18 protein-coding genes are annotated in these 17,531 nt (G+C 37.3%); 7 read left to right on the top strand and 11 right to left on the bottom strand.

What is annotated here, in order from left to right:
- Positions 1-64 precede the first annotated feature (64 nt).
- Together AAY42_RS11480 and AAY42_RS11475 are read left to right on the top strand one after the other, a co-directional pair.
- Positions 65-721 (top strand): metal-dependent transcriptional regulator, encoded by a 657-nt coding sequence (locus AAY42_RS11480; protein WP_055395314.1) that lies wholly within the window; start codon positions 65-67, stop codon positions 719-721.
- Positions 721-1,542, top strand: a complete 822-nt coding sequence (locus tag AAY42_RS11475) for a ZIP family metal transporter (RefSeq protein ID WP_055395312.1) — start codon at positions 721-723, stop codon at positions 1,540-1,542. The genes AAY42_RS11480 and AAY42_RS11475 overlap by 1 nt, the downstream gene beginning before the upstream one ends.
- A 23-nt stretch (positions 1,543-1,565) precedes the next feature.
- Here the strand turns inward: AAY42_RS11475 and AAY42_RS11470 are convergent, their stop codons facing one another.
- Positions 1,566-4,292 carry a DUF6242 domain-containing protein gene (locus AAY42_RS11470; protein WP_139063728.1) on the bottom strand — a complete coding sequence of 909 codons (2,727 nt, stop codon included), beginning with the start codon at positions 4,290-4,292 and terminating at the stop codon, positions 1,566-1,568.
- A 736-nt stretch (positions 4,293-5,028) separates the two neighbouring features.
- Between AAY42_RS11470 and AAY42_RS11455 the strand changes: the two genes are divergently transcribed.
- A complete protein-coding gene (locus AAY42_RS11455) occupies positions 5,029-5,691 on the top strand; it encodes an outer membrane beta-barrel protein (RefSeq protein WP_055395303.1) in 663 nt (220 codons plus the stop codon).
- A gap of 22 nt (positions 5,692-5,713) precedes the next feature.
- On the opposite strand, the gene AAY42_RS11450 is transcribed toward AAY42_RS11455, so the two are convergent.
- Genes AAY42_RS11450 through AAY42_RS11435 form a run of 4 tightly spaced genes read right to left on the bottom strand, consistent with a single transcriptional unit; the run spans position 5,714 to position 8,441 of the window.
- Positions 5,714-6,412, bottom strand: coding sequence for a DUF4386 domain-containing protein (locus AAY42_RS11450; RefSeq protein WP_055395301.1), 699 nt, complete (start codon positions 6,410-6,412; stop codon positions 5,714-5,716).
- Positions 6,413-6,449: 37 nt separating this feature from the next.
- The gene (locus AAY42_RS11445; RefSeq protein ID WP_055395299.1) at positions 6,450-6,944 is read right to left on the bottom strand and encodes a hypothetical protein; all 495 of its coding nucleotides are present in this window, start codon (positions 6,942-6,944) and stop codon (positions 6,450-6,452) included.
- A complete protein-coding gene (locus tag AAY42_RS11440; RefSeq protein WP_055395296.1) occupies positions 6,941-7,702 on the bottom strand; it encodes a DUF6090 family protein in 762 nt (253 codons plus the stop codon). Before AAY42_RS11440 ends, AAY42_RS11445 begins: the two co-directional genes overlap by 4 nt.
- Entirely contained in the window at positions 7,695-8,441 is a 747-nt protein-coding gene (locus tag AAY42_RS11435; protein ID WP_055395295.1) for a DUF6090 family protein, read from the bottom strand. Before AAY42_RS11435 ends, AAY42_RS11440 begins: the two co-directional genes overlap by 8 nt.
- Before the next feature lie 111 nt (positions 8,442-8,552).
- On the opposite strand from AAY42_RS11435, the gene AAY42_RS11430 reads away from it, so the two are divergent.
- From AAY42_RS11430 to AAY42_RS11415, 4 genes are read left to right on the top strand one after another with little or no spacing between them, the layout of a single operon-like run.
- Positions 8,553-10,592, top strand: coding sequence for an alpha/beta hydrolase family protein (locus tag AAY42_RS11430; protein WP_055397905.1), 2,040 nt, complete (start codon positions 8,553-8,555; stop codon positions 10,590-10,592).
- The gene (locus AAY42_RS11425) at positions 10,585-11,019 is read left to right on the top strand and encodes a hypothetical protein (RefSeq protein ID WP_055395293.1); all 435 of its coding nucleotides are present in this window, start codon (positions 10,585-10,587) and stop codon (positions 11,017-11,019) included. The genes AAY42_RS11430 and AAY42_RS11425 overlap by 8 nt, the downstream gene beginning before the upstream one ends.
- Before the next feature lie 48 nt (positions 11,020-11,067).
- The gene (locus AAY42_RS11420) at positions 11,068-11,475 is read left to right on the top strand and encodes a DUF2141 domain-containing protein (RefSeq protein WP_055395291.1); all 408 of its coding nucleotides are present in this window, start codon (positions 11,068-11,070) and stop codon (positions 11,473-11,475) included.
- Between the two features lie 28 nt (positions 11,476-11,503).
- Positions 11,504-11,896, top strand: a complete 393-nt coding sequence (locus AAY42_RS11415; RefSeq protein WP_055395289.1) for a DUF423 domain-containing protein — start codon at positions 11,504-11,506, stop codon at positions 11,894-11,896.
- Here the strand turns inward: AAY42_RS11415 and AAY42_RS11410 are convergent.
- From AAY42_RS11410 to AAY42_RS11385, 6 genes are all read right to left on the bottom strand, one after another.
- Positions 11,893-12,606, bottom strand: coding sequence for a DUF4097 family beta strand repeat-containing protein (locus AAY42_RS11410; protein WP_055395287.1), 714 nt, complete (start codon positions 12,604-12,606; stop codon positions 11,893-11,895). The two genes, AAY42_RS11415 and AAY42_RS11410, sit on opposite strands and share 4 nt — an antisense overlap.
- Before the next feature lie 20 nt (positions 12,607-12,626).
- Entirely contained in the window at positions 12,627-13,376 is a 750-nt protein-coding gene (locus AAY42_RS11405) for a DUF4097 family beta strand repeat-containing protein (RefSeq protein WP_082433414.1), read from the bottom strand.
- Between the two features lie 20 nt (positions 13,377-13,396).
- Positions 13,397-14,188, bottom strand: a complete 792-nt coding sequence (locus tag AAY42_RS11400; protein WP_055395283.1) for a HEAT repeat domain-containing protein — start codon at positions 14,186-14,188, stop codon at positions 13,397-13,399.
- 2 nt (positions 14,189-14,190) lie between these two features.
- On the bottom strand, positions 14,191-14,715 hold the full coding sequence (locus AAY42_RS11395) for an RNA polymerase sigma factor (RefSeq protein WP_139063726.1): 525 nt from the start codon (positions 14,713-14,715) through the stop codon (positions 14,191-14,193).
- Positions 14,716-15,008: 293 nt separating this feature from the next.
- Positions 15,009-17,246 carry a ferrous iron transport protein B gene (feoB, locus tag AAY42_RS11390; RefSeq protein ID WP_055395279.1) on the bottom strand — a complete coding sequence of 746 codons (2,238 nt, stop codon included), beginning with the start codon at positions 17,244-17,246 and terminating at the stop codon, positions 15,009-15,011.
- Positions 17,243-17,485 carry a FeoA family protein gene (locus tag AAY42_RS11385; protein ID WP_055395277.1) on the bottom strand — a complete coding sequence of 81 codons (243 nt, stop codon included), beginning with the start codon at positions 17,483-17,485 and terminating at the stop codon, positions 17,243-17,245. Before AAY42_RS11385 ends, feoB begins: the two co-directional genes overlap by 4 nt.
- Between the last annotated feature and the right edge of the window lie 46 nt (positions 17,486-17,531).

The following is a 17,531-nucleotide window of genomic DNA, read 5'->3' as shown; positions in this document are numbered from 1 at the left end:
ATTTTTGAAAAATTAAACTAATTGCTATTTTCAGTGCAGTTGGGTGGTAACATCAAAAGAACATATGACCAGGTCCGAAGAAAACTATATCAAGACCATATTTCATTTAGGAGGTAATACGGCTACGCCAATTGCTACCAACGCCATAGCGGAGCAAATGCAAACAAAACCGTCTTCAGTTACGGATATGGCCAGAAAATTAGCTGATAAGGGTCTGGTCCACTACAAAAAATATCAAGGGGTCTCTTTGACCGATTTCGGAATTAAAACAGCGCTTTCCATTATTCGAAAACATAGGTTATGGGAGGTTTTTTTGGTAGAAAAATTAGATTTTTCATGGGATGAGGTTCACGAAGTAGCAGAGCAATTGGAACATATAAAAAGCGAAAAGTTAATTGACAAATTGGATGAGCTTTTGGGTCATCCCAAATATGATCCGCATGGAGACCCAATTCCCACAAAAGACGGCAAGTTTATGGTGAGGGACAAACAGTTGTTGAGTGAGATGCCTTTAAAAAGTATTGGTGTTTGTGTTGGAGTTAAAGATACTTCTGCTATGTTTTTAAAATTTTTGGACAAGAACAATATTGCTTTGGGAAATACAATCCAAGTTTTGGAAAAAGAAGATTTTGATATGTCGCTCCATATAAAAGTCGAGGATAAAAAATTGAATATATCGCATCAAATAGCATCGAATCTTTACGTTAAAAAGAATGACTAATGGAACAAGTAATCAACTATTTTGAATCTATAAACCCTATTTTGGCCGCTTTTTATGCCACTTTGTTTACTTGGGGACTGACAGCCCTGGGAGCTGGATTGGTTTTTTTCTTTAAAAACCCAAACCGAGCCGTAATGGACGGAATGCTTGGGTTTACTGGTGGGGTGATGGTAGCCGCCAGTTTTTGGAGCTTGCTTGCCCCTGGAATTGAAATGAGTCCGGGTGAAGGTTTTGTTAAGGTAATTCCTGCCGCAGTAGGGTTTTTACTGGGGGCGTTTTTTCTTTTTGGATTGGATAAGGTACTACCGCATTTGCATATAAATTTTAAAGAAAGTGAGGCGGAGGGTATGAAAACACCTTGGCACAGAACCACTTTGCTCACCTTGGCGATAACATTGCACAACATCCCTGAAGGGTTGGCCGTAGGGGTACTTTTTGGAGGTGTCGCTGCTGGCTTTGATGGGGCAACCATTGGAGGCGCAGTTGCCTTGGCCCTGGGGATTGGATTACAGAATTTCCCTGAAGGTTTTGCCGTGGCCATGCCCTTGCGAAGGCAAGGTCTTACCCGAAGAAAAAGTTTTATGTATGGGCAAGCATCGGCATTAGTGGAGCCCATAGCTGCGGTTATAGGGGCTTGGGCCGTGCTTACCTTTGAACCCATTTTGCCCTATGCACTGGCCTTTGCGGCGGGCGCGATGATTTTTGTTGTTGTTGAAGAGGTGATTCCGGAAACCCAACAAGACAAACATTCGGATATTGCTGTAATGGGCTTTATTGGGGGTTTTATTGTGATGATGACCTTGGATGTAGGGCTGGGGTAGTTTGAAATTATTGATTTTAGGACTTATCTAATCAAAGAAAAGTGTCCCGATTCAGAACTTCCGTTTTCAAAGACTATGCTGAACCAATAATCTGATGAAGGCAATCTTTTACCGTTGAAATTTCCATCCCAACGGGAATTGTTGTTATCTAATTGCTTTAACAATTTTCCAAATCTGTCGAAAATTGTAAGTGTAAAATTTTGGTTTATTTCTCCAGAAATTTCCCAATAATCATTAAAACTATCCATATTTGGGGAAAAGAATTTTGGGATGAACAACAATGAAACTTCCTTCTGAAAAAACCCACAACCATTTATTTCCCTTCCAAAAACAGTATAACTTCCTCCTTCCAATACAGGTAAAACATTATTTTGGGTGTAATTAATACCATCCAAAGAGAATTCAAATTGATTATCATAATCTACCATTACAGTAATGAGTCCTTCTTTTGAAGATGTTTTGATGTCTATTAAATCCGATGGAATTTCAAAACCTCCTGAAATTGAAATAGTAGCTTCGGCAGTATCTTGTCCACAGTCAAAGGTAACGGTGTAGCTATAAATTCCTGCTACATCAATTGTAGGATTGAAAATATTAGACCCGCTTGACAAAGAAGGACTCCAGGTACCCCCTTGTGCGGCATTTTCACCTAAACGCTCCAACAAATCAAAGGGTTCATTATTTATACAGGCTTCCAGCACAATATCATCTCCTGCGCTGGTTTGCGGATCTATGTCCACTTGAACTTGAAAAGAGGTACTACAGCCACAATCTGATTCGGGTAGCATGTATGTATAAATTCCAGAGGAATCTACACTAGGATTCAAAATGTTACTTGTTGAGTTTAGTTCGGGACTCCAACTACCGCCAAGTTCAATTGAATTAGGGAGAAGACTGGTTAGATCAATTGGAGTATCTGAAGAACATAACTCTACCGTTTCTGTAATATTTGAGCTTCCTTCTTCTGGGGGGAAGATGCTATTGCTTAAATCATAGTTCCAGACACTGGAGGATAAAGTTCCTCCAAAAAGAAGGTCATCTGTTAACACAAGTTCATTTACAGTCCGTTTTCCTATACCCGCACACAACTCAAACCAAGGTGAGCCATCAAGAGAGGCGACAAAAACCCCTTGATCTGACCCGGCATAAACCAAATCATCTACAATTTCCGCATCAAATAATGGAATGGATTCATCATTAAATGCATTCCAGCTCCCTCCAAAATTATCACTTACCCAAAAACCTCGAGCTGTTGCCGCATATAATTTATCTTCATGTAGAATTAGTTTATAAACCAAAGTAAAACCGTTCGTAATTGAAACCTCGCCCCAGTTTAATCCAAAATCTATGGATTCAAAAACTTTACCATTTCTTGCACTGATCAATATGGTGGCGCTTTGGATAACAATGGATTCATAGTCTGAATTTATACCAAGACCTGACCCACTTGTAAGGCTCCAAGATACTCCATCATCCAATGAAATATAGAGGCCAACTCCATTTACTCCTGCCAATATAACCCGATCTCTTGTGGCAAGAGTTGCTACATTACCTCCTGGGCCTGGGTCAAGAATTTTTGTCCAAGAATTTCCATCATCCGTGGATTCGTAAACACCATCATCGGTTGCAATGAGCAAGTTGTCCTGATAAGTAATTATATCGGAAACATGGGAAGACTCAATGGTATTCAACCCATTTCTAAGTCTTGTCCAAGATTGGCCATTATCACCTGAGCGAAATACATGTTGATTTTTGGTGCCAGCATAAATAAAAGAATCATTGGTATGAAGTGATTCGATGCTTGTTGCCAATATTCCGTTATTGCTTTCATTCCAGTTTAGACCGCTATCACCAGAAGAGAACAGTCCTTCTGATGTAGTCATCAATATTCTACCATTGGTAAAAAGGGCATCTTCAGCAGGTCTATCCGTATTGTTATTTTGGATAAGATTCCAGTTTACCCCTTCATTATCGCTAAAAAATATCCTGCCATCAGAAGTTGTTATAAAAACTCGATTTCCAGAAGTTTGAATACTTGTTATTGGGGCATTTGGACTAACGGTAGCCGCTGTCCATGTCGTCAAAGCTCCATTGGAGAAAAACACCGCATTACTATCAGTAATAAACAAAGTATTTGCTGTGGCGGCAATTGATTTTATTGCCCCTGTAAGTAAACCTGGGAGGCCAACCGAGTTCCAGGTGTCGCCGTTATCTGTGGTTCCGAATAAATCAGCACCAGCGGCAAACAATTGGCCATTGAACATGGCAAAATCGTTAAACAAGACCATTGCAATACCTGAACTTTTTTCTTCCCAGCTCGTTCCTCTATTTGGAGAATAGTAGACTCCGCCGTCCTCGTTGGCGGCGTATAGATTAGTTCCATCCGCATAGATCGAATTAAATGTAAAGTTGGAAATGCCGTTATTTATTGGCAGCCAACTAGCTCCAAAATCTTCAGATTTAAAAAGTCCATCCTCCTCAGTTACAACATAAACGAACTCATCATCAGAGATAAGTTTTTTAATAGTAATGTTACAGGGTAAACCAGAGTTGGCCGTTCTCCAAGAAGTGCCATTATTTGTAGATAGATATAGACCAGCTTCGCCAGCAGATAAAATCAAATTACCATTTGCAGCGACAATTTCTTTGAGTGCACCACCTTGCGGCCCACTAGTTTGAACCCACTGTGATATTCCCAAGGTTGTCGTGAAAAAACCGACAAACAATAGTATTCGAGTTTTCAAATTCATAGCAACATTCGTTGAAAACAAAGCATTTAAAGATATAAAAGGGTTTGTCAAAATCAAGCACTATACCGTTAAAATGTTGGAATTATGGGATTTATCTGAAAATTTAAAATCTTTTTTACTTCACAATATTGTTTTTTGGAAAGGACGGGACATAAATCAAATGAAAAATGCATTGTCATTTTTTCATTTTGTGGCGCTTAGGGATTGTTGTAATGATAGACTTGGATGCTGGGTCAAGGTTAAAAAAGTTTGAAATTGAACAAGAAAGGGAGCTTACAAAGATGACTTTGTTCAAGTGAATAGTAAAGCTGGATTTCCTTCGATTGAAGATTATAATAATAAGGAATACGCACACCGTCATGGGGTTGATTTCACTTATAATATCAAACGAACAAGTGGAATATTTCGCTGGGAGCCAACTATCAGCGAAATGATATTTCAGGGAGAAAGGAAGGGGATGTTTTTACAATCCTTAATGATACGCTTACCAAATTTCTTTCGGATGGAGAGCATAGTTTTGATAAAACCAACTATTCTATAATGTTTACTTTTAAGTTTAAATTAGATATTCTAAATAATTATTATTTAGAATTTTATATTAGAAAAAAGTAAAAACATAACAACAGATATTTTATTATTTTGACAACCATGCAATTACTCCGGCAGAAGGGAAAATAAAATATATACTAATCAGTATTTTAATGAAAATCTCCGAATACGTAAAAATGACTTTGTTTTGGGAAGTTTTGATTATACCTATCAGTTTAAAAATGAAGGGCAAATTTCAGCATCATTGCTTTATGAGTATACCCTATTGGGAGGACCCACCACAAATCGAAACCTGGGATTTCCAAATACAGGAATAGTTTTCCAAGATGAATTCAACACCAATGACAATCCGTTGAATAGATTTCGATTTCAAACAGATTATGTTTTTCCAGACTTTGAAGTTGGAAATGGGAATATCTTTTTTGCAACGGCATATTATAGAAATACAAAGAATGTTGTAAACAGGGGGAATACCATTTTAAATGACACAATTTTAAATCGAATTTACTCCAATGTGGGCAAGGAAAAGACGTTAGGATTGGACATGGGATTTGAACTAAAACCCACAACAAAATGGATCAACTTTATTGGTGGCAATGTTTATCACTATGCTATATCAGGTAGTTTTAAAAAGAGTTTTTTGGATGATAGGCTTACTGCAACGTTACAGTGGCAACATATAGATATGGGTCTTTGGAATACCAATGAGCAACGAATAACCACTTCTAGGCCAGACGAGTTTTTTACCACCACCAATTATGTTTATGAAGTAGATGTAGTGTTGTTGAATCTGAGTTATTCAATCAATAATTCAAAAAACAAATCCAGATTTATTGAAAGTGAATTTTGAAAAAGGGAATTTTAATCGGCCCTTAATCTTTTTTTAGTCGTATTCCCATAATCAGTAACCAAAGACATGTGCCAATCTCACCGATGCTAGCGGGAATGGTGATATAGTCGGAAACCCACAAATCTCCATAGTTTGAAAAGGCAACTCGACCTGCAAAATCTAGAAAATAGCCACAGCTGCCAATCATTAAAAATAAGCCCAAAAACTTAGGCAAAAACCCTGATTTGAATACCAAATATCCAAAAGGGAATAACCAAAGCCCCCAAAATGCTTGAGCAACTAAATTCCCATAGCTGTACGATTTTAGGGATAACATTACCTGTGATTGGATTTGTTCTGGTGTAAAAGCTGCAAGATGTTCCGCACCATTGAGAAGTGCAAGAACATCAAATTTATGTATCATGTTGACAAAGGAGATAGGTACGCTTACTATCGCCAAAACTACCATTACTAAAGCAAAGTTTTTATTAATGGATTCAAAAAGTTTATATAAGACCAATGGCAATAGTAAAAAGAAAATATAGCAAAGCAAACCTGCCAAAATTCCAGACCTGAAAAGAAGTTCGAAAGACTGAATATTCCCTATCGTACTAACTGGGTCGTTCGAAACAATAAGCCGTGATGGAACATATAGAAGGCTGAAAATACCTGTAAGCACAACTAGAAAATAGAGCAAGCCAGCTAAATGGGCTGTTTTTTTGTTTGGACCTAATTGTTTCATTAGTGATATGGTTTGTATAAAGAAAGACGTTTGTTCCCTAGAAATGGTTGCCTGGCGATTGTTGTAATTCTTCCAAGATTAACCCATAATCATATTGTAAATCTTCATGCAATGCGGAAATTTTCTTGCTGATATAGTCCAGCTGGCGGTTGTACAGATTCAATAAAGTCGTGTTGCGGTTTATGGACGGTCGAAAGGCCTTAAGTTTTTCGCAGAAATACAACATGAGTTCAACCTCTGTTTCTTTTTTACCAGAGTATCGGATGTATTTTTTTAGGTTGCGAAGAATTTTCCGCGAGCTTTTTTTGATGTAAAAAAAACTATTGATGTTTATTTCGGAAAACTGCTGATCTACTTCTCCTTTCACGGTTTCAATATATCCTTCTTCATCGTCGGATTCAAACAATAAATAAGTCAATAACTCCTTATTTTCTTTTTTGAATTTGGATAAACGAAGACAAAGCTCCAATAACTCATCAGGGTTTCTATGTTGTAGTTCTTTTTTGATTTGGACTACCGTGGCTGCTTTCATTCTTTCAAATTACCCAGTTCGTGTTCTATTTGTTGTTTCACATCTTGCGCTTGTAATTTAATCTCGTACCATCGGGACATTTGTTCTCGATTACTGCCGAATTTAAGCAACACCATTTTCCAAAAATCCCTGTTCTCTTTAAGTGCTTTCAAATCAATACTTTCTAAATTGGCAATATTTTGTACGTTTAGTCCCAGTGATGAGAACCCTTCAGGATTCATAAACAAGGTCTCTACGAAAATGGGTGTAATAAGTTCATCGGTTACCTGGCGGGTTGTGCCATCATTGTCACTTTCACTTGCATTTCGGTAATAGTCAAAAATATTTTGGCGTAATTCTTCATTTTGTACATAACTCATTCTGCCCGATGAAACAGCTTCATCAAAAATACCGCTATTGCTCTTAAAGTATTGATCAATTACAAACTCAAACGATTTTTCAATAAACAAAGACTTATCAATATTGGATGAATTTTCAAGCAGCTGCACAATACTGTCCAATCGGGATAATCTCTTCGTGGATATTTCAGTGCTGTTTTCAATTTGAAGAATATCCAACTTAATCTCATTGGCCAAATTGGTAAGAAGAGAAACTTCTTGTTTGCGTTCTTTTTTAGACTCACTATAATTGTTCAACTGCAAAGCAATCAGAATACCAATGACCACCAAGATAATCTCCCCAATGGCATAGAATAGATATTTGGAAAACTTGTTTTCAGAGAGTAAATTTTGACGGATGCGACGGAAGAATTTAATCATAATCCTTGGGTTCTGTTAAACGAATAATATTATCTATCATAGCCGTCACCCCCTCTTCCTCAACAGTAGTTAAATTGTTATACAAATCTCCAGCTCTTTGATTTAGAAAATTTCTGTGTCTCTTGCTAAAAAATGCCGTAATATATTCAGGGTCGTCATTTAGGTCTGGATCAAAATTTTCTCTTGCCCAAGGGCGATATTCATAAAACAGAAAATTTATGGCAAATTCCTCTTCTTCTAAATAATCATTTAGCACGTCTTTCCATGAAATTAAATTTCGTCTTAAAGTGTCATTTTTAATGACATCAAAAGAAGAAGAGTTTAAAAGCGCCTCAACACTACCATTTTTGGGGTTAAACGATTTGTTTCTCCAAACCAAACCATAGTAATAGCGAATACTATCCGTCAAATGGGCATTCGACTCATCAACCTTAGGGTTCTTAAGATCAAAGTTTTGTATAATCTCCAACAATCTAGAACCGGCATGTAAACTCACTTTATTGTAATTTATTATAGAGTCTAACTGTATTTTGTTGGATTTAAAATCCAAATTTATCTCTTCTAAAAAAGCTTGCTCTTTTTCAAGTTCTTTTACCTGCTCATTCCAATTATTTATTTGAAGTGCGATTAAAATACCAATGACCACCAATACAATTTCGCCAATGGCATAAAGAAAGTAATTTGAATACTTTTTTTCGGAAAGCAATTTTTGCCGAATCTTTCTAAAGAATTTAAGCATGTAAGGTTATTTGATATAAATATAGCAAGTTATGACTGATGTTTATTGATTGCTGAACGGTTGTTGAAATCGTTGGATTCCGTTACCTTTAAAACTACAAATTTCAAAACTATGCGGAGACTTCTTCTTTTATTTCTTGTGACCGGTGCACTGCAATTTTCTACTGCACAAAAACAAAACTTTTCCTACTTGGACATTTTTGATTTACAATATGTCTCGGACCCTCAAATATCGCCTAACGGTGAGTGGGTAGTATACCGACGTATGGGATATGACATTATGAAAGATGCCGCCGTTGGAAACCTATGGTTAGTAAGGATTGATGGAAGTAAACACCAAAAATTGACTTCCAGAGAAGTAAATGAAAGTAGCCCTAGATGGTCACCCAATGGAGATAGAATTGTATTTTCCAGTAGTACCGATGAAGGTTCGGAAATCTATATGTATTGGTTTGCTTCTGGGAAAATCGCAAAATTGAGCCAATTGCCATTTAGTCCCAGTTCATTGGCATGGTCTCCAGATGGAAAACAACTTGCATTTTCAATGAATGTTCCCAAAGCGGCTCCGGTAATTGCCAAAATTCCAAAAAAACCAAAGGGAGCCAAATGGGCAGAATCTCCAAGAATAACGGATCGTGTATATCATGAAGCTGATGGTAGGGGGTATATAAAACCAGGCTTCAATCATATCTTTACTATTCCAGCAAATGGAGGTGCGCCCCGTCAAATTACTTCAGGAGATTGGCATCATAGAGGCACACTCTCATGGACAAAGGATGGCTCAAAAATTTTCTTTTCAGCAAACAGGGTTGAAGACTGGGAATACCGTTTTAGAAATAGTGAAATTTATACTGTGGAAGTGGAAAGCGGTGAAATTTCTGCGCTTACCGATCGCAATGGGCCAGATTACAGCCCAAAAGTATCTCCTGATGGAAAACATATTGCTTATTTAGGATATGAGGATAAGGTACAGGCATACCAAATCCGTAAGTTGCATGTGATGAATTTGGACGGAAGCGGGAAGCGTGTAATTTCTGAAGGACTGGACAGAACCATTTCCAACATTCAATGGAATTCCAAGAGCGATGGTTTATACGTTTCGTACGACGATAAGGGCAATGGGAAAATAGGTCACATTTCACTCTCTGGAACGGTCTCCAAAATTGCGGACAATGTTGGGGGAACGTCATTGGGAAGACCCTATGCTAGTGGGTCGTATAGTATTTCAAAAGGTGGGACGATAGTATTTACGCATTCACGCCCTAATTACCCTGCGGAATTGGCGGTGTTAAAACCAAAAAGTAATGACCCCATAAAGATTACCGCACTCAACAAAGCCTTATTGGACTACAGAGATTTGGGCAAGGTAGAGGAAGTATGGTACAAGTCTTCGGTGGATGCAAGAGACATTCAAGGTTGGGTAGTGTATCCACCAAGCTATGATGCCTCCAAAAAATATCCATTTATGGTCGAAAACCATGGAGGACCCATACTCAATTATGGAGATCGTTTTTCTATTGAAATGCAATTGTATGCTTCAGCAGGGTACATTGTTTTTTATCCAAACCCAAGGGGAAGCACAAGTTATGGCGAAGAGTTTGGGAACTTATTGTACAACAATTACCCTGGGGAAGATTATAACGATGTAATGGATGGGGTAGATCATTGCATTGAAATGGGAATTGCACAGGAAGATCAATTGTTTGTGACCGGTGGTAGCGCTGGAGGCATTATGTCTGCATGGATTATAGGCAAAAACAATCGGTTTGAAGCTGCCGTTGTGGCCAAACCAGTGATGAACTGGATCAGTAAAACTTTGGTGGCCGATAATTATTTTTACTATGCCCAAAATAGATATCCAGGACAACCTTGGGAAAATTTTGAAGGCTATTGGAAATTTTCTCCTATTTCCCTCGTTGGTAATATAGAGACCCCAACTATGGTTATGGTGGGCATGAACGATTTACGTACCCCACCAAGTGAAGCCAAACAACTGTACCATGCCCTAAAATTGCGTAAAATTGAAACGGTGTTGGTCGAAATTCCCGGAGCAAGCCATGGAATTGCGAACAAGCCAAGCAATTTAATCACCAAAATTGCACATACCGTGGCATGGTTTGAAAAGTTTAGAACAGATAAGGGAGATGAATAAAAAGAAAAAGCATTGGTTGTGGAACGTTTTGATTGTTCTTACGCTTGTAATCTGCGCCTCTGCTTTTGTACTCCATTATAAAAATTGGCACAAAATTGAAGAAGGGAAATTTAGAGTCCTTTCAGGAGTCTATTATCAGAAAATACCAATTTCTGAAATTGACAGCATTGAATTTGTTGAAAAGCTTCCAGAAATGGAGCGCTTCAATGGGTTTTCTTGGATGGCCAGGGAAAAGGGCGTTTTCAAAGATTCGTTAACCGAGTCTAAAGTATATGTGTTTGTAGATGATTTACGACAGGAAAAAATACGATTGGTTCATCATGATTCCCTTAAGCTATTTATCAATTTTAAGGATAGTATACAGACAAATGAAATTTATGATTTTCTGAACAGCAAATTAATGGCAAACCTTGAAGCCCAAAATTGATTTTATAAACGTATACTAAGAAACGATAATCTTGTCCAGATTTTACTTATGAGAATTTTTTTATATACCTTTTTAATAATCCCTTTTTTTATATTCTCACAGAATACTATTTCCGTTCAGATTCATAACGTTCCATCTACAGAAGGAAATGTAAATGTAGCGGTTTATGATTCTGATGATACCTTTCTGACTTTTGAAGGGGTGTTTAAAACCGGTACGGCCCAGGCAAAAGAGGGGGTGGTAAAGTTGCATATAGAAAATATACCTCCAGGGGAATATGCGGTAGCCGTGTTTCACGATCAAAATGGGAATAATATTCTTGATACAAATTGGTTGGGAATCCCGAAGGAAAAAGTTGCTTTTTCAAAAGCCAAAATGAAGACCTTTGGTCCACCAAAATATAAAGAATGCTGTTTTAAGGTAAACAGTGATACCGAAATTGATATTGTTTTTTAAAAACGTTCAATAAAAACACTTAAAATTTATGGAAACACTTTTACTGGCTCAAGTAATGGGAAGCTTTTATGGTCTATTGGCCATTATTTTTGGAGCATTTGGAGCTCACGCACTAAAGAAGAAATTGACCCCGGAACTACTTCATAGTTTTGAAACCGGGGTCAAATATCAAATGTACCATGCTATTGTACTGTTGGTGCTTAGTTATAATCTTGGGTTTGATCAACCCTTGGACAAGTACATTATAAATTGTTTTGTTTTTGGGACCTTACTTTTTTCTTTTAGTATTTATGGATTATGTATGAGCGCTGCCAGTGGAAAAAAATTAAGGTTCCTTGGTCCAATAACACCTATTGGGGGATTACTGCTCGCAATAGGGTGGGGCTTATTGCTATATTCCTTTATTGCACCCCTGTTTTAAAGCCGCAAATACATATTGCCATTAATGGTATTTAAGCGCAAACGGTTTGTTGCATTGTTAAAACTACCTTCTACTTTTTGGCCTACGTACCTATCCGTAACTTTCAGGTCCAATTTTTCATCAGCATAAATCTGACCATGAATGGTTTCTGCCGTAAGACGTGAGTTGGCCATAACCAAGTCTATCTCACCATTTATGGTCTTAAGATCTAAGTTGCCGCTATACTTTTTAATATCAATATTGCCGTTGATAAGATCAGCTGTAAAATCTCCTTCGATAACTTCAGATTTTAGGTCGCCATTGATACTGCTAATTTTAAATTTTGCGTTTTTAGGAACGTAGAGCACATAATTAAACTCGGTTAAATCCCCCGTATTATAGCAATTCCTTTTCTTGTCAGGATTTTTTTCAAGACAATCTTTCCGATACGCCTTAAAAACTGCTTCTGCCTCTGAGGTAATATAAATTTCACCTGATTTTTCTTCAATGTGCAATTTGTAAAACTCTTGAAATTGTGAATCTTCGGTGTAAATATCAGCTTTAAAATACACGGTGTTTTTATCCCAGGTTTTCACATCGATGTTGGAAGCAAATTTTAGGTCTACATCTATAATCTGATTGGTGTAGGGAATACTCTTTTCAATAACTTTTTGGGCATTGATGGATAGACTGATGAAGCCTATTACTACCATGATTGTTAAATGTTTCATGACTGATCGTTTTTTGATTATTATTTTCTTAAATAAATATTCCCATTGGTAGACTTTAAGGAAATGTTGACACCCCCATTATTAATAGTCGCCCTCACTTTTCGTCCTGAAATCGATTTAAGGCCGTCCTTTTCTTCCCTTTTAAACTCAAAGTTGGTGTAGATATCTCCATTGGTTGTTCCCAGTGTCAAATTTGCTGGAGTATTTGAAGGTAAGGTAACATCCACTTCTCCGTTTGTGGTATAGATGGAGATGGGGGAATCTTGTTTTACTTTTCCAAATTTTACGATAACTTCTCCATTAAGGGCATTAGCAGTTACTGGTCCATTTACATTAGTAATTTCAATACTTCCATTGAGTTGGGCATCGGCTTCTATTTCCCCGGAGAAACCGTCAATTTCAATATCCCCGCTCCATGTACTTTTTACGGATACGTTTTGTGTTTTTGGAAGATAGATTGTTGCTCCTTCCGATTTTCTTAGATTTTTTACGATGAGTGAATTTCCATCTTGGATTACGTAGAATCCAACTTCAGTATTATCAGATCCACCTTCGCCAACCAATCGTAGGCCTTTTGCTTTTTCAGTAGTTTTTGAATATCTACTGCCTTTTATCAGCAGTTCATTGGAGTTGGAGGTCTTTAAGGTTATATCGGATTTTGATTCAATTTTAACCCATTCAATTCCACTTAATGATTTGGAATAATCTGTTTGTGCAACGGCAATACTTGTTGAGATACATGCCATTAAAAAAAGTGTAAAATGTTTCATGATTTTTCGTTTTTTGATGTTTATATGATTTTTGGTAATCCTAAATTGATTTCATTTTTGACAAAGGGTTGGGTATCCTCCTGTTCCAATAGTTTTTTCATGGGCGCAATAGCTTTCTTTTCTTGAATTTTTACCAACGCCTGAATTATGCCAATCTGAATACTTGGGTTTTTTTCCACCTCCAGGGCTTCAATAAAGACTTGTTTCACGTTTTCTGAAGTAACGAACCTAGAAAGTGCTTCGAAAGCGTTTAAGCGGACATTGTCATTTTCATCATAAAGAAGTCGGTTGCCCAAAGCTTTTACAATGGCTTCATCCGGATTCGTAAATTCTTCGATGAAACTTACACCTTGGATTCTTTTACTGGCGGATTGATTTTCCATTAAGGAAAGCATTGCCGTTTGTTTCAGTTGTAAGCTTTCATTTCTTAACAATGCCAAGTCTTGGTCAAAGCTTTTATCTTGTAAAATTCTTCCCATTTGAAAGGATGCAACCAAAAGCGCAATGCTTGCTGCAATTTTAAAAACATTGGAAGCCCAATTAGACTTTTTATTGACCGAATCAAGGGAAACCACTTTAGAAGTAGCTGATTTTTCTTCAGCCAAAGCGCCTTCAAAATTGGCTGCAAGACGTTTGGTGGGTACCGCGAGTTTTTCCTCTTCAAAAGCTTTGAAAAGTATTTTCATTTCATCCAGTTCCAATTTGCATTGAATACAAATGGATACATGTTCTTCCACTTTTTTAGTTGCTTCCTTGCTCAATGTATTGTCTAGATAATCTGGGAGCAAGTTTGAAACATGATTCTTCTCCATGTCTATATATTTTCTAAATAAATAGTTTTTAATTTTTTTAAAGCCCTGCAAACCCTGGTTTTTACTGCACCAGAAGTACTGCCAATGATTTCCGCCAATTCTTCATATTTTATTTCTTGAAATCTGTTTAAAATAACCAACTCGCGATCTGTTGCATCCAATTTATTGAGCGCATTTTGCAAATGCGAATAATCTTCATGCATGTTTTCTTGGCTCTCCAGTTGTTTGTATTCAAGTACATCAATACTCTCATGAGTTTGATGGTTCCTGGTAAAATGTGTTTTTAAATTATTTCTGGCTATGGTGAACAGCCATGATTTAAAAGACCCATTTTTATAGGAACTTCGGTACTTTATCAACTTATAAAAAACATCTTGTGTAAGATCTTCGCTCAACATTGAATCTCCAGACATTTTATGCAAAAAATTGTAGATATGCTTATGATGTCTATCAAAAAGCACCTTTAGCAAATCTAGATTGCCATCTGCAACTTTTTGCATTAGTATTTCATCTGAAGGCTCTTTCAATTTTTGTTTTTAGTTGGTATGCTATCCTATATAGTCAGGAATTTATAAAAGGTTACACGGAGAAGTGAATTTTTTTAAAGAATTCTTCACTTTTTGAGATAAATGGGAGGTAAACGAATATGTAATATGTTGAAGAAGTGCTAACTAGTTACATCCACATTCACCTTCACCGCAGGATTTGGATGTGTTTCTTTTATTCGAAAATAAAAATTTGGGAAGGATAAATTTCCATACTAAGTACCCCAATGCCAATGTAAGGGTTGAATACATTAAAATATGTTGAATAGTATCCATTACTTAAGTATTTGAAAAGCGCTCAATGCAACAAGATAAGCAATAATGCTCATAATTAGTAGCTGAAGCATGGGCCATTTCCATGAATTGGTTTCTTTTTTTACAATGGCCAGCGTGCTCATGCATTGCATTGCAAACGCATAAAAAAGCATTAACGAAATGCCCGATGCCAAATTGAACAGGGGTTTTTTGCCCGTATGATCTAATTCTGCGGCCATTCTACTTTTAATGGTTTCTTCTTCATCATTTCCAACACTATAAATGGTGGCCAAAGTACCAACAAAAACTTCTCGTGCGGCAAAAGATGTCAGCACCGCAATGCCAATTTTCCAATCATAGCCTAAAGGCCTGACCAGGGGTTCAATCGCTTTACCCATATATCCAATATAGGAGTGTTCCAGTTTGTAGCTGGCAATTTCTTGCGCTCGAGCTTTTTCCCTTAGAATATTCGTCATCACTTGTATCGAATCTTGGAGAGATTTTAATCCGATGGCATTTTCCTGAGCCACTACGCTTACCTTGGTATTTTTCTTGTAGGCATCGATATTGTTTCGAATATAGTTTTTGCTATAAGGGGAAAGCCCTTCATTTTCAATTCTTTTATTTACGATTTCTTCTGCATTCTTGAAATCGGCAGAAAAACCATTTGAACCTAAAAACCATAGTACAATTGAAATGGCCAGAATGATTTTTCCGGCACCAAACACAAAACTTTTGGTTTTTTCCAATACGGTGTAAACAACATTTTTAAGGAGCGGGAGCCTATAGGTTGGCATTTCAATCATAAAAAGCGAACTACTTTTTATTTTCAAGATCTTATTTAAGATCATTGCCGAAAAAATTGCCGTTCCAAATCCTAAAAGGTACAATAGCATTAATGTTAATGCCTGGTAGCTCAAGCCCAGAATCTTTCCTTTGGGAATTACCAAGGCAATAAGGATGAGGTAAACTGGCAATCTTGCCGAACAGGTGGTGAACGGTGTTACTAAAATGGTAATTAGGCGTTCTTTCCAGTTTTCAATAGTTCTTGTTGCCATTACGGCAGGTATTGCGCAAGCTGTTCCGGAGATCAGGGGAACAACGCTTTTTCCACTTAAACCGAACGGGCGCATAAGCTTGTCCATTAAAAAAACCACGCGACTCATATATCCTGATTCTTCTAAAAGTGAAATGAAAAGGAACAAAAATGCAATTTGCGGGATGAATACCGCTATACCACCTATGCCGGCTAAAATACCTTCCGCTAAAAGGTTGGTAAAGACTCCGGAGGGCAAGGTATTCTTAATCCAATCACTTGCCATTGAAAATTGCTCATCAATAAAATCGGATGGATAGGTACTCCATTCAAAAATGGCCTGAAAAATGGTGAGCAGTATAACCAAGAAAATAAAGTACCCGAAAATTTTGTGTGTCAATATCTTGTCCAAAGAGGCACGCATACCTCTAGCTGCTTCAAAATCTACCTTATATGTTTCTTTTAAGGTGTCATTGATAAATTTATAGCGCAATACCGTTTCTCTGTGCTGAAGTTTTTTAAGCTCTGCTTTAGATTTTGTAGAGAAAGAAGTTGCGTCTTGAATACGCTTCTTTTCAATGGGCATAAAGTTGACATCCTGGGTAATCACTAACCACAGTTTATATAGGCCTTCCTTTGGAAATGCCTTTTGCAATCGCTCAAAATACTCAGGTGAAATCCTGGAAGTATTCACATTGGCAGTTGTAGATAAGCTCTTAAAATCTGCAATCAGTTCTTTTATGCGATCAATACCGCTACCTTTTCTAGTGCTTACCAGAGCAATTTTGGTATCCAGCTTTTTTTCCAACTCCCCAACATCCAAGGAAATTCCTTTTCTGGACATTCTATCGGCCATATTAATGACCAATATGGCAGGAATACCCAAATCTTTGATTTGGGTAAAAAGCAGAAGGTTTCTTTTTAGATTTTCTACATCGCTTACAACGACTGCCACATCTGGATAATCCTTATCATTTTTATTGAGCAACAATTCCACCACCACACTTTCATCAAGTGATGTGGTATTGAGGCTATAAGTTCCCGGAAGGTCAAGAATGTGGGCTTTTACCCCTCTGGGTAATTTACAAACACCTTCTTTTTTTTCAACGGTAATCCCCGGATAGTTCCCAACTTTTTGATTGAGTCCGGTGAGTTGATTAAAAACAGAAGTTTTTCCGGTGTTGGGATTACCAATTAGGGCAACATTGATGCTTTTGCTCATACGTTTTCGGTGTCTTCAACAATATCAAGCTCAATTTGCTTGGCCAAAGAACGTCTAATGGCTATATGGCTCCCATTTACATTAATATAAATAGGGTCTTTTAACGGGGCAACCTGAACTAATTCTACATGATTTCCTGGCAAACATCCCAACTCCAATAGTTTTATGGGAGGAATGCTATCCGAAAATTCCCTTATGATTCCTTTTTGTCCATGTTCAAGGTCGATAACGGTCGCCACAAATTCTTATTTAGATTAATTTTAAGTAAGAGCAAAAGTAAGTAAA

This window comes from Flagellimonas eckloniae, assembly GCF_001413955.1.
GTDB lineage: Bacteria > Bacteroidota > Bacteroidia > Flavobacteriales > Flavobacteriaceae > Flagellimonas > Flagellimonas eckloniae.
Note: the sequence above shows the minus strand (reverse complement) of the source record. Positions and strands in the feature narration are given on the sequence as shown.